Annotated in this window: 11 protein-coding genes and 1 pseudogene; 8 read left to right on the top strand and 4 right to left on the bottom strand. The window is 70.9% G+C overall.

The features are described from left to right. Positions 1–101 precede the first annotated feature (101 nt). Complete coding sequence (locus ACWEO5_RS19860; protein ID WP_452163601.1) at positions 102–491, bottom strand: hypothetical protein; 390 nt, start codon at positions 489–491, stop codon at positions 102–104. 788 nt (positions 492–1279) lie between these two features. Here ACWEO5_RS19860 and ACWEO5_RS19855 point away from each other — a divergent pair. The 7 genes and pseudogenes from ACWEO5_RS19855 (at position 1280) to ACWEO5_RS19825 (ending at position 10109) form a co-directional block, all read left to right on the top strand. Continuing rightward, entirely contained in the window at positions 1280–4231 is a 2952-nt protein-coding gene (locus ACWEO5_RS19855; RefSeq protein WP_452163600.1) for an RHS repeat-associated core domain-containing protein, read from the top strand. 540 nt (positions 4232–4771) lie between these two features. Further along, entirely contained in the window at positions 4772–5557 is a 786-nt protein-coding gene (locus tag ACWEO5_RS19850) for a hypothetical protein (RefSeq protein WP_452163599.1), read from the top strand. Positions 5558–5643: 86 nt separating this feature from the next. Continuing rightward, entirely contained in the window at positions 5644–6120 is a 477-nt protein-coding gene (locus ACWEO5_RS19845) for a hypothetical protein (protein WP_452163598.1), read from the top strand. A 142-nt stretch (positions 6121–6262) separates the two neighbouring features. Then, positions 6263–6445 (top strand): annotated as a pseudogene (locus ACWEO5_RS19840) (hypothetical protein); the annotation flags it as partial. Positions 6446–7476: 1031 nt separating this feature from the next. Further along, a complete protein-coding gene (locus ACWEO5_RS19835) occupies positions 7477–9219 on the top strand; it encodes a PP2C family protein-serine/threonine phosphatase (RefSeq protein ID WP_452163597.1) in 1743 nt (580 codons plus the stop codon). 55 nt (positions 9220–9274) lie between these two features. Beyond that, positions 9275–9532 carry a hypothetical protein gene (locus ACWEO5_RS19830; RefSeq protein ID WP_452163596.1) on the top strand — a complete coding sequence of 86 codons (258 nt, stop codon included), beginning with the start codon at positions 9275–9277 and terminating at the stop codon, positions 9530–9532. A gap of 385 nt (positions 9533–9917) precedes the next feature. Further along, positions 9918–10109 carry an antitoxin gene (locus ACWEO5_RS19825; RefSeq protein WP_033254893.1) on the top strand — a complete coding sequence of 64 codons (192 nt, stop codon included), beginning with the start codon at positions 9918–9920 and terminating at the stop codon, positions 10107–10109. A 282-nt stretch (positions 10110–10391) separates the two neighbouring features. Here ACWEO5_RS19825 and ACWEO5_RS19820 read toward each other — a convergent pair whose 3' ends face one another. Beyond that, positions 10392–10595 carry a hypothetical protein gene (locus tag ACWEO5_RS19820; protein ID WP_452163595.1) on the bottom strand — a complete coding sequence of 68 codons (204 nt, stop codon included), beginning with the start codon at positions 10593–10595 and terminating at the stop codon, positions 10392–10394. A 92-nt stretch (positions 10596–10687) separates the two neighbouring features. Between ACWEO5_RS19820 and ACWEO5_RS19815 the strand changes: the two genes are divergently transcribed. Then, positions 10688–11368, top strand: coding sequence for an HAD family hydrolase (locus ACWEO5_RS19815; RefSeq protein WP_452163594.1), 681 nt, complete (start codon positions 10688–10690; stop codon positions 11366–11368). A gap of 68 nt (positions 11369–11436) precedes the next feature. Here the strand turns inward: ACWEO5_RS19815 and ACWEO5_RS19810 are convergent. Both ACWEO5_RS19810 and ACWEO5_RS19805 read right to left on the bottom strand, forming a co-directional pair. Further along, a protein-coding gene (locus ACWEO5_RS19810; protein WP_452163593.1) for an IS630 family transposase occupies positions 11437–12476 on the bottom strand; the annotation gives its coding sequence in 2 pieces (ribosomal slippage) (positions 11437–12051 and positions 12054–12476; 1038 coding nt in all). 76 nt (positions 12477–12552) lie between these two features. Then, positions 12553–12750 carry a hypothetical protein gene (locus ACWEO5_RS19805; protein WP_452163592.1) on the bottom strand — a complete coding sequence of 66 codons (198 nt, stop codon included), beginning with the start codon at positions 12748–12750 and terminating at the stop codon, positions 12553–12555. Between the last annotated feature and the right edge of the window lie 485 nt (positions 12751–13235).

Here is a 13235-nt window from a genome sequence, read left to right as displayed (position 1 = left end):
CCCTACCGGGCCGTCGGCTGCCGAGGGCGCTGAGCAAGCCGGCCGCGGCCCGTACCCACCTGGGTGCGGGCCGCTGTCGTTCTACTGCGCTGAACCTGCTGCTACGGCGGCTCGCCCAGGGGCCAGACGCGTTCGGCGAGCCGTCCGCGCAGTCGGCTGTCGGCGGTGTCGGCTTCGGTGAGCCGGTCGGCGGCGATCAGCAGGTCGGCGTGCTCGGCGAGGTACTCCGGCGGGACGGCGCAGAACGCGGCGGCAGCATCGAGGGAGATCGCGCCGTCCTGACCGTGGCCGAGGCGGCCGTCGGGGTGGGTGTGGCCGTCGGGGTGGCTGTGGGCGGCGGTGCACAGGGCGAGGAGGTGGGTGGCGGCGCCCGGCTTCTTCTTGCAGAGCTTGCGGCCGCCGATGGTTTTCTGGGCCCAGCCGGAGATCTTGGGGCGGGTGGTCATGCCGAAGGTGAGCAGGTAGGGGGTGTGGGGCAGCAGCGAGGGCACGGTGACCAGGGTGGGGTTCTCCGATCGCGAGGCCAGCGCGTCGGCGACAGTTGCAGCCGGTGCAGCCAGCCGGCTTCGACCAGCTGCTCCAGGACTCGTTCGGTGTCGCCTGGGGGCCAGCCGGTGAGGTCCTGGCCGGCGAAGAGGAGGACACGGGTGTCATGGTTGTCCGGTTTGAGGGTTGCGTGGGGGCAAGTGGGCGGGCGTGTTCCGGATGTTGTGGATGTGGCGGGCGTGGACGGACGTCTGAGCGGGATCGCTGCAGTTCGGTGGGTCGTTCTCGGCCATGGCGATGGCGTGTGCCGACGGGGCGGGCGCTGTGGCCGCGGGCGATTGGTGGTGTTTCGTCCGCCGGTCGGGGTCGGCTGGTTCTGGGTGTCTGGGGAGAAAGTTCGAGGGTAGACGGGGGCCTCTTTCCGGGGCGGTGCGTGTGGGAACGTTTGCGCGGCTCGTCGGCCGGCAGGGTCGACGGATGTCTTCCTTGGGGGAAGATGCGTTCTTCACATGCCCGGAGCAGGACGCTCCGGCATGCCCGTCCCAGCGCGGTGGCGGTCGCCGGAGCGCTGGTGCAGGGAGTCTCCTGGGCGGCGTCGGCGGCGACGCCGTCCGGCTGGGGATCGGGCGCGGCGGTGGCCCGCCCGGCCGTCCCGACCGGGGTGACCGAGGCACCGGCCTCGCAGCGTTCCAAGTCACCCCGGCCCGCCGCGCCCACGGCGAAGCCGCAGTCGGCGGCCTCGGCTTCGCCCTCGTCAGGGTCCGCGTCCGTGCAGGGGGTGGTGTCGCCACGGGTGTTCGTCCCCTTCGGCCAGGGCGAGATCCCGTGGAACAGCTCCACGACGGTGCGGCTGGACGACGCGCTGGTGGCGAAGGTCAACCTGTGGGACGGGAACCTGATGCTGGACGCCACGGACCTCGACCTGGCGGCGGTGGGGCAGCGCCTGCAGTTGACCCGCACCTTCAACTCGCTCAGCGGCGGCCCCTACGGGCCGCTAAAACACCACTGGTTCGGCGCCTACGACCGCTACCTGCAGGTCTTCTCCGACGAGGTCGTGGCCTACGGACCGTCCGGGGAGAACATCACCTTCGACGCCAACGCCGACGGCACCTACCAGGTGGCCACCGGCTACGACGAGTCCCTGACCGCGAACGCGGACGGCACCTGGACCCTGCTGCACCGCAAGGACGGTACGAAGGAGACCTACAACTCCTCCGGCAACCTGGCGGCGATCACCGACCGCAACGGCGACGCGATCAACGTCACCCAGCACACCGACTCCAACGGGTTCACCACCGGCTCCAAGGCGACCGACGCCCGCTCCGGCCGCTGGACCGACCTCACCGCAACCGGCACCGACACCTGGAAGGCCAGCGACAGCACCGGTCGCACCGTCTCCTATGCCTTCACCGGCCCCGACGACGCGCAGGTGCTGACCATCACCGACACCGAGGGCCACCCCACCGCCTACGCCTACGACTCCGACTACCGCATCGCGGAGGTCACCACCCCCGAGGGCCGGGCGACTTCCTTCACCTACGACAGCTACGACCGGGTCACCTCCGTCACCCGCGTCACCACCACCGGCGGCAGCACCGGCCTGACCACCCTCTACGCCTACAGCGACTTCCGGGCCGGCACGACGACGGTCACCGACCCGGCCGGCCACGCCACCGTCTACAGCTACGACGGCAACGGCCAGACCACCTCCGTCAAGGACGCCCTCGGCCACACCCGCTCCACCACCTGGGACGCCGCGCACAACCAGGCCACCGCCACCGACGCCCTCGGCACCGGCACCACGCCGGGCAACACCACCACCTTCGGCTGGAACGGCAACAACCCCACCTCCGCCAAGCTCCCGCTCGGCGCGAGCGCCCTGCTGGGCGGCTACGCGGCCCGCGGCGGCGCCCAACTGCCCGCCACCCTCACCGACCCGCAGGGCAACCAGAGCACCTACAGCTACGACACCTCGGGCAACCTCACCCAGGCCAAGGACACCACCACCGGCGGCAGCGCCACCCACCTCGACTACACCTACAACCCGGCCACCCCGACCTGCGGCGGCTTCCCCGGCCAGCGCTGCTCGGCCACCGACGCGGGCGGCAACAAGACCACCTTCGCCCACGACGCCCAGGGCAACCTGACCACCGTCACCCCGCCCGCCCCGCTCGGCCAGACCACCACCACCTACGACAGCGCCGGCCGCCCCGCCACCGTCACCGACGGACGCGGCGTCAAGACCACCTACACCTACGACAAGCACGACCGCCCCACCGCCCTCGACACCCCCACCATCCACATCGCCCTGACCTACGACACCGACGGCAACCTCACCACCCGCACCGACCCCACCGGCACCACGGCCTTCCACTACGACCCGCTGGGCCGCGAGGACTGGCGCAAACTCCCCACCGGTGACCAGGCCACCCTCGGCTACGACGCCGCCGGCAACGTGAAGACCTCCACCGACCCGTCCGGCACCGTCACCTACGGCTACGACGACGCCAACCGCCTCACCGCCCTCACCGAACCCGGCGGCGCCAAGACCACCTACACCTACGACGACAACAACCACCGCACCGGCGCCACCCTCCCCGGCGGCGCCAAGCAGACCACCACCTTCGACAACGACGGCCGCCCCACCACCATCACCGCCACCAGCGGCACCGGTGCGACCCTGTCGAAGCTCGCCTACACCTACACCACCGGGCCGAACGGCACCGACGGCACCAAGACCGCCACCCGCACCGACAACGCCGGCAACAAGACCACCTACACCTACACCACTCTCGGCCGCCTGACCCGCGCCGTCGAGACCAACACCGCCGGCACCCGCACCGCCGGTTGGCTCTACTGCTACGACAACGCCGGCAACCTCACCACCACCAACACCACCGCCACCTCCGCCAGCACCTGCACCGGCCAGAACGCCACCTACACCTACAACGCCGCCAACCAGCTGACCGGTTCGGGCGGCTCCACCACCGGCTGGTCCTACGACGCCGCGGGCAACGAGACCTCCGCCGCCTCCCCGACCGGCGCGCGCACCGCCGAAACCTGGACCGACTTCTCCCAACTCGCCGGCATCACCACGGGCGGCACCCACCTGGACGCCGTCTACGCGGGCACCGACAGCGCCGAACGCACCCGCCTGGGCACCACCGCCTTCGCCAACACCGCCCTCGGGGTGACGGCCCTTCGGACCGGCACCACCACCAGCAGCATGATCCGCGAACCCTCGGGCACCCTCACCGGTATGACCCGAGGCGGCGCCACCTACCACTACCTCACCGACGCCCAGGGCTCGGTGACCACCGTGGTCGACAACGCCGGCCAGCAGGTCGACGCCTACGCCTACACCCCCTACGGCACCGCCCGCACCACCACCGAAACCGTCCCCCAGCCCTGGCGCTACACCGGCGCCTACCTCGACCCCACCGGCCTCTACAAGCTGGGCGCCCGCTCCTACGACCCCGCCCTCGGCCGCTTCACCCAGTCCGACCCCTCGGGCCGCGAAACCAACACCTACGCCTACAGCAGCGGCGACCCCGTCAACCACACCGACCCCAACGGCCTTTGGTCGATCGGGGACACGATAAACACCGTCTTGTCCGGAGTCGGCCTCATCGCGGCAATCCCGACCGGGGGAGCTTCGCTGACTCTGTTGGGCGCTGTCGGCCTGGCGGCGGCACAAACGGCGCTGGTGTGGTCGGTAGCCTGCGGGTTCTCGGAGAACTGCTGACGATGCGAAGGAGGAAAATGAATCAGAGTAACGCGGCCAGGCGCTACGTGCCCATCGCCGTAATAGCCCTGGTGGCTGCCGTGGCAGTAAGCATCATCGCAGGAAGTTCCAACCCGACCCTCCGATTGGCAGCTATGATCGTTGGAGGAGCGATAGCACTAGGTCTGATCATTTACAAGGTGCGGGGAATTCGCGGAAATTGACCCAGAATTCCTGGGAAGCTTCCGGTGAAACCCTTCAGCCTCGATCTTTCGTGACGGTCCGTTGGTCTGTCCGGCGGGCCGTTTCGGCTTGCCGGGGTGCTGGCCGGCCGGGGCCGGGGCGTGGCTCCGGTCGGCTGGTGGTGTTGTCGTTGCTGGAACTGGACGGTCGGGCTCGGGTGCGGTTGTGAGGGGGTGGTTGAACGCCGGGACCGGGCGGTTGGCGGTGTTATCTCGGGTTGCTCAGATGGTTCAGGCGCGTTGGCTGAACCAAATTCGGCGCGAGCTGGAACTACCTCGACAGCACCCTCAATCCCGGCGACGACCAGGAGACCCCCTCATGACCGACCTCCACGATCTGCTGGAACACGAAGCCGCGCGCATCGACGAGGAACTGACGCACTATGACGCCGCCGCGGAAGACGCGTTCGTCCGGAAGTTCGCCGAGCGGGTCGCCACCGAACAAGCCGACCAGCGGCGAGCGTCCCCCGCCCGCGCCGTCGGGCACCGCTCCAGCGGGCCCCAAGGCGCCGCCGGGCCGACCCCGCTCACGACCGCCCCGACGGCCCGGACCACACCCGGCCGGACCGAAACCCCACTGAGCTCCGCCGCCTGCCGGGCGCAACTCCGCCTCCAACCGCACCACCTGTGCCGGTCGATCACCGCAGCCGGTTCCGGGAAAGTCCTCAAAGGCGACCGCGCCCTCGAAATCGGCTGCGTCTTCTACACCCGAGACAGCGAGGCCATGGCGGAACGGTGGTGGCGTGCTGCCGCCGACGGGGGCGACGAGAGCGCCCCGCACCTCCTGGCGGTGCTGCTCACCACGATCTGCCGGACGGACAACGCTGCCCAGCTCCACATCGACCCCCACCACGTCTGGGCCGGAACCGCGGACGACGACACCATCAGACTCGCCGCCGACCTGACCCTCGGATGGGATCCGACTAACGGCAACTTCGGAGGACAGACACTCAAGATCGACACCTCCGGGCACAGCGGCTACTGGGATCCCCACAGCGAGAGCCTGGCCAACCAAGGAAAGATCATCGCCGGACGGACGCCGAGCACCATCGACAACCACAAGGGCGACTCCGACGCCATCAACTACGTCGTGCCAGGCCTCTGATCCCTGAATACCACCCCGAAAGAGGCCCGCCGATGAACCGGCCGAGCAAACTCCCCAGGCACCGCGCCCTGGCAGGCGCTGCCGCCTTGTCCCTGTCACTTCTCCTGGGAGCATGCATGGACAGCCCCGATCCGAACGAGCCGCTGCCCGCCATGGCCAAGGGCGACGCCCAGGCATGGGCGCAGAAGGTGACCGAGTACATGGCCCAGAGTGCCGGCGTCACCCTGACCGCCGACACGGTCAAGCCCTTCTTCAGCAACTGCGAGGGCAAGAACGGCGAGGTCGCCGACGACGGCCGCTACACCCTTGCCTACCACGTGTCGAGCACCGTCCCCTTGGCCGAGCATCCCGGAGCCGTCCGCAAGATCAAAGCCGCACTGGAGAAGGACGGCTTCACCATCACCAGCTACCGCGAGACCGTGAACAACCAACCCGACGCGCTCCTGTACGCCAAGCACGATGAGGGCCGCTACTTCATCGACGTCAGCACCGACCGGCTCACCTTCACCGTCAACACCCGCTGCCTCATGCCGCCCTCCGCATCCTCCACGACGCAGCCCTAGCAAGCGGTACCCAGACGGACTTCACCACGGCAGCTCATCCGTCGGCACCAGCGACGACGGCCCGGCCCTCACGCTCGTCGACATGAGGGCCAGGCCGCCAGCGTACCTGCACCGGAACCGTCCACTGCCCCCGCTCTACGGGTTGACCCCGGCGGTCGCGGCCGCTGTGTTCCGCTGCTCCAGCACCGGCCGGCTGCTGGCCAAGCGCCGGATCGACGACGACGCGGCCGGCTACCGGCTGCTGCTCGACCTGCTCGACCTGCTCGCCGAGTACGGCGACAGCCCCGACGAACCGATCCCGGTCGCGATCGAGACCAGCCGCGGCCGCCGCCGGTCACGGCCAGGCGGGACAACCTGCCGAACAAGGCCGGTCGGGCCGGGGGTTCGCCGCGGTCGGCGGGCCGTGGACAGCTCCAGCAGCACGCCCCGCCGCCGGTGGACAGGCCCCGCGGAAGCCCCGGGCGGAGCCGACCGGCCAGTGCGTTTCCCCTGGACACCGGCGCGTTTCCCCTGGACAAGCCGCCCGGCCTACTCGTGCCCGGCCGTGCCGGAGCTCGTCATCGCGCTGGTCCACCTGCCGGTGGTTGTGGTGTCGGTCACGGACATACCGGGAGGACAAGGCCCTTGAACGCGGCAATTCGGGCGGGACAACCGGGGTGGACAAGGGGTCTGTCCAGACGGCGGACAAGGGGGCCGGTGCAGGGCCGGCCGGGTCCGGGCGCCGGGCCGGCCACCGTGCCCGCCCGGCCCGCCACCTGACGGAAGGCCACCTCGATGTCCACCACCCCGCCCGCCGCCCCCGTCCCGACGACGACGGCCAGGCCGAGCAGCCCGAACAACACCCCCGCCGACTGCTCCACCGCCACCTCCACCTGCCACTCCGCGACCCCGGGCAAGGGGGCCTCGGGCGGGCGACAACCCCTTGGTCCCTGCTGTCGAAGACAGCGGGGACCGGTGGCGGGCCAACTCGACCGCGCCCGTGCGGTGCTCAGGACCGCGTACCGGTTGACCCTGCTGCTCCACCGCCCCACCGCTCCGCCGCCCGCGCCCTTGAGCACAACGGAGGTCCCGTCGGCTGGACCGAGCCGTATCAGGGCACCGGCGACTGGGTCACCCTGCTGCGCGGCCGCCAAGCCGTCGACGCCGCCGACGGCGAACCGCTGCTGTCCGCCCACCCTGACGACGCCCTCACCCCGCTGCGCCCGGCGCTCGACCAGGGACTCGCCGCCCCCACCGACGAGCGGCGGGTCGGGCCGGCGGGTCGGTGATCGGGGCGGTCGGGGGTAGAGTCTGTCAACTGTGTTGACACCGTCGTGATCCGGCGGTGCGCCCGCTGTGAGATTGGTGCGAGGACTCGTGGACCGCTTCGCCCGCTTGGCAGCCAGCGTGCTGGCCGCACCCGAGGCGGTCGTCGCGGTGACGGCCGGCCCGGTGGACGCCGAGGCGCTTGAGTGCTGGCCGCCGGAGCGTTCACCGGCACAGCCCTGGCACGCGGCGCTGCGTCGGCACGTGGCACGCACCGGTGAGCTGTTGATGGTGGACGACCTCACCCGATGGGCGGCCGACGGCCATGCGGCCGCGCTGGACGGCGCGCGGGGCGAGTGCCTGGGGGTCATGGCCGTCCACGACCCCCGCCCGCGGACCTGGACCGGGCACAACCGCCAGGATCTGGAAGACCTGGCCGGCGTGTGCGCGGCGGAGCTGCGGCTGCGGGTGAGCACACGGGGCGCCATCGAGGCGCATTACGCCGCGCAGGAGGCCCGTGAAGAGGCGCAGGCGTTCACCGGAGCGGCCAGGGCGAGCGAGCAGAGACTGCGCATCCAACTGGAGCGCTCCGAACTGCTGCTGCGGGCGGCCGAACTGCTCGGCAACACCTTGGGCCTGGACCAGGTGCGCACCACGGTGAGCGACCTGGTCAGCGGAGACCTGAAACCGGCGTACGTGGGGCTGATCCTGCTCGGGGACGACGACAAGCTGCGACGCGCCGTCGACACCACCAGCGGGCCGGTGCCCTTGGAGGAACAGGTCCCGCTGTACGCCCTGACCGACGGGTGGCCCACCGCGCAGGCCGCGCGGGACAACCGCGTGGTCAGCGTCCCCGACCGCCAGACACTCGTCGACCACTACGACCCGCACACCGTGGTCGTCTTCGACCAGATGGGCCTGCACTCGGCCGTGTGCGTGCCCCTGCCCGGCACCCGCCGCCCCACCCTGGGCACGCTGGTGGCCGCCTGGGACGAACCGCACGAGACCGACATCCACGAACGCGCCGTCCTGACGGTCATCGCCGGATACACCGCCCTGGCGGTCGAACGGGCCCTGCACCTGGACGAGCGCACCAGCGTCGCACGCCAACTCCAGCAGGCCATGCTCACCGACTTCCCCCCTACGCCGGGACTCGAACTCGCCGCCCTCTACCGGCCCGCCGCCCACCACGACATGGTCGGCGGGGACTGGTACGACGCCTACCCCGTCCTTCCGCACCGGAGCGCGGCCGACGGGCGCAGACCGCTGGCCGTCACCGTGGGCGACATCACCGGACACGACACGCACGCCACCACCCTGATGGGCCAGGCCCGCAGCATGCTGCGGCAGGCCGACGTGGACTGCGGGGGAAGCCCCGCGGACGCCCTCGCCTCCTTCGAACGCGCCAACGACCAACTGCACACCCGCATCAGCGGCACCCTCGTCCACGCCCACCTGCATCCCCGCCCCCACGGCGCGTGGCTGCTGCGCTGGACCAACGCTGGCCACCCCTCTCCGCTCCTCGCCCACCCCAACCGCGACACCGAACGCCTCACCGAGCACGGCCTGCTGCTCCACCCCGGCCTGGCCCCACCCGAAGGCCGCCCCGTCCACGAACGCCTGCTGGAGCCCGGCTCCCTCCTGCTCCTCTACACCGACGGCCTGGTCGAACACCGCGGCCGCGACTTGGAACAGGGCATCGACCGCGCCGCCGCCCTCCTGACCCGGGCCGCCGCCGACCACACCCCGCTGCCGCCGGCCCTCGACCTGCTGGCCGACACCCTGGCCGGCCCCGACCACGGTGACGACATCGTCCTGCTCGCCCTGCGCGTCACGGGCGAAGGCGTAGGGTAGGCAGGCCTGCGCGGGCGCGGCCCCCCTTCGCCCCCGGCACAACGGAAGGCCGCCCGTGCCCGACCCGACCCCCTGGAGCGCGGCCGTCGACCGCACCGCCCACCACCTCACCGATCTGTGCGACCAGCTCAAGGACGCCCCCGTCCACGACCGCCTGCACTCGCTGGCCACCCTCAACGCCGCCTTCGCCGACCTCCACCACTGCGCGCAGCGCGAAGCCGTCGCCGCCGCCCGCTCCCAGGGCTGGACCCTGCGCCGCATCGCCGCGGTCCTGAACTGCTCCCACGAACAGGTCCGCCTCCTGGCCCCCTGACCCCGCCCGCCGGGAACCGCCTCCCGCTCACGGGCCGACGCGGTACCCAAACGAAGATCAGCGCCTCATGGTCCGCGGCCGCCGCGTCAAAGCCGCCACCGAGGCCATCTGGTCACCCCTGCCCCACCGGGGGAGCCCGACACCCCCGCCGTCGACCACCACCACGCCCTGCCGGTCGCCACCACCGCCCCGCCGACGCCCTCACCCTGCTGAACCCGGCACTCAAGCAGGATCTCGCCACTCACCCCGCAGCGCACCGGCTCCCACCCGGGCGGGTGTGAACCGGCGGCACATGCGGTAAGACAGGAATTCTCGGATGCGGTCGCGGCCGCGGGGAGTGATCCTGAGAGCCACTGCTGACGAACCGGCTTTGAGGAGTGCTGACATGTCGGTCATGGACAAGCTGAAGCAAATGCTCAAGGGCCACGAGGACCAGGCTTCGCGAGGAATCGACAAGGCGGGGGACTTCGCTGACGAGAAGACCCAGGGCAAGTACAACGGCCAGGTGGACACGGCCCAGGACAAGCTCAAGGAACAACTGGGCAACGAGGGAACGCAGGACAACCCGCCGCAGTAGCCGAGACTCCTGGACGGCTTGCCGCTGAACGGTAGGCAAGCCGTCTCTTGGCATCCCATGCCTGGACCTCGCGGCCTGACATGCCGATCGGCTCGGCCGTACCGGGAGCGACGGGGCGGTCAGACAGCGGACAGCTTCCGCAATATCGGCGAACCCGCCCCTGCCGGGAGAGAAGCGCCGAAACTCCCGCCTCCGAGGCCCAGGGCCCGACGGCGCAGAGAAGACCCGGTCTTGGCACGCCAGCTGCGCGCAGGGCCGTCGGACAGCGCGGACAGACGCCCGTCAGGGACGGGCCGCGCGGTAACCGACGAGGGCGTCCAGGGCGGTGTTCGCAGCGGCACGCCACTCGGCGCTCGTCATCAGCCCGCACTCGCGGTACACGCCCTCGGGGCTCGCGCCCCGGCCGGCGCGGGCCAGGCGGCGAAACTCCGGACTGGCGGCGCCGGGCACGCCCGTGCCGCTCAGCTCCAGCGGCATCTCGCTCACTACTGAGCTTGAATTAGTGATGTCGGTCTGGCTCAGACCGGCTGATCGCTCAAGGGTCGACCAACGGGCGTCCGTTGACCAGACTGAGCCGAATGACGACACGACCCGCTCCTCACGAAGACCTCCGCGCTGTTCTCTTCGACTCCGGCGGCGTGCTGATGCAGCCGATCGGCGGCCGGTGGAACCCACGGGCGGACTTCGAGCAGACCGTTCTCTCCCACGTGCCTTCGATCACGTCGGAGCAGTTCGTGGCAGCCATCGCCGCGGGCGACCGCTTCCTCGCTGCCTCGTCGCCCGAGCCTGAGCCCGACGACTACCACCGGCTGATGCTTCGTCACGTGGGGGTGGAACCGACCTCGGAACTCCTCGCCGACTTGCGCCGAGAGGTCCCGCCGGCCACACTCCTGGAGACCTATCCGGAGGTCGTGGGCACCCTGGGAGAGCTCAGCCGCCGGGGCGTGCGGATGGCAGTGGTGTCTGATGCCTGGCCCAATCTGCCCGACCTTCATGCGGGACTGGGGATCGGGCGGTTCTTCGAGGCATATGCGATCTCCGCAGTGCTCGGCTGCAACAAGCCGGACCCGCGCATGTACCACCATGCCAGCGACGCGCTGGAGCTCGCGCCCGCGCAGTGCCTGTTCGTCGACGACGATCCGGACCTGGTCGCCGCTGCGATCGGACTCGGGTATGCGGGGCGCGCGGTCTGCCGGGGATCGCTCACAACGGAGGTGCCATCCATCGCGTCCCTCGCGGAATTGCTGGACCTCTTCTGACACGGGCGGAATGGGCTGCTGGCGGCCTGCCTGCCGCAGGGGCGATGGTGCCGCCAGCGGGCAGTCGGTCAACTGCCGAGGGTCAGGCCGGTACCGGCGAGGCAGCCGTCGACCGTGTCGGGGCGGTACTGGATTTGCTTGAGCCTGCGCTTCACAGCCCGGGTGATCTGGCCGAGGTCGGCTGCGGCAAGGTTGCCGAGGTCGCGCTTGACCAGCGACCAGATGCCCTCCTGCGGGTTCAGATCGGGGGCGTAGGTAGGCAGTCGGAACACCGTGAGCCAATGGGAGTTTGCCTCGATGAACGCCAGCAGCGGCTTGGCCAGGTGCAGGCGGAGGTTGTCCCAGACCAGCACGATCGGGCCGCCGAGCTGGGCGTGAACGCGGACCAACAGGTCGCGGAAGTCGCGCCAACCGAAGCCCTTGGGCTCTCCCTTACGGCCGCGGTACTCACGGACCGCATAGATCAGCCTGGACCGCTGCCCCGGCTTGTAGCAGGTCATGCCCACCATTGAGACACGCCCGGAGCCGCGTCCGCGGACCCGCACGACCGGGGTGCAGCCGCGGCGCCCCCATGCCCTGGCACGCGGCGGAGTCAGCGACTGCCCGACTTCGTCTTCGAAGACCAGCCACGCACCGAGCTCCGCCGCGGTCCTCTTACCCGCGGCCAGGTCTCCTTCTTCCACACCTCGACCGCCGCATCGTCGCGCTCGATCGCCCGCCGGGTGGGCTGCTGCCACGACCAGCCGTGCCGCTTCAACAGCCGCCAGGTGCCCTCCACTGTGTACGAGACGTGGAACAGCCGGCCGATCAGTGTCTTCACCCTCGCCAGCGTCCACCGCTGGTCCGCCCAGCCATGGACCAGCGCGCCGTGCTCCAACTCCCGCTCCAATCTGGCGGTCTGGGCCGGACTGAGCCTCGGGCGGCCCGGAGATCCCTTCGACCGGACCCCGACATCCCCGCACTCGCGCCAGGCCCGGCGCCACCGCTCCACCGACCGCTCGCTGACCCGAAGCGCGACAGCGATCTCCCGATTCTTCTTCCCGCCCTCGAAGTGTTCCACGGCCTGCAGCCGGATCCGCTCCCGTGCGGCCCTCTCGGCGTCGGTCAACCCGCCGCCCTGCGCGTACCTAACAGCCCAGGGCTACCGGAACCGACGGGCCGCCGTCAGGCGAACGGCTCCGACATCACCCAATCAAGTTCAGTAGCTTGATAATCGCCCCGCAAGCCGGCTCCACCAGCCGGGCCGTGGTCACCGCGTCCTTGACCAGTAGCGTCAGCGCCACGTCCCGACATGGCAGCCAGGCCGCGAAGGCCGCCCCGCTGACTTCCTCGAACAGCCGGTTGTCGGCCTGCCAGCCGCCCGGCTGCGGGATCGCCTCCAAGCCCCAACCGGGGTGCTCGTGCCCCGCCCCGGGCCACTGCCAACGCTCCCTACCCGGCTTCTGACCCCCTACGACGATCCTCCCCTTGCCCGCGGACCCGGCTGGTCCACCAGCACCGTAGCGGCCCGGAACGGCCCCCGGGGCGGCTACGGACAGGCCCACCCGATCGGGCGCCCCCGCCTGCGGTGCGCCGACACCTTGATGTCCGCCCCGAAGCCCGGGGGCGGCCATCAAGGCGCGCGCGGCCCGCGATCAGCCGGCGCGCCGGGCAGGGTGAGCTCGTGGAAGCCGGCCGGCTCGGCCTGACGGTCCGCCAGCGGGTACCAGACCTCCCCGCTCGGCCCGTACTGCTGGAGTTCCTCCAGACAGCGCGGCGACAGGCGGTACCGCGGTCCAGTCGGGCTACCTCCGCCGGTTTGACCTCCTGTTCGAACGACTCGGCTGCTTGTATCCGCGCCGACTCCCGACGCAGTCGTCCTGTGGCG

Source organism: Kitasatospora sp. NPDC004272 (assembly GCF_053603035.1).
Note: the sequence above shows the minus strand (reverse complement) of the source record. Positions and strands in the feature narration are given on the sequence as shown.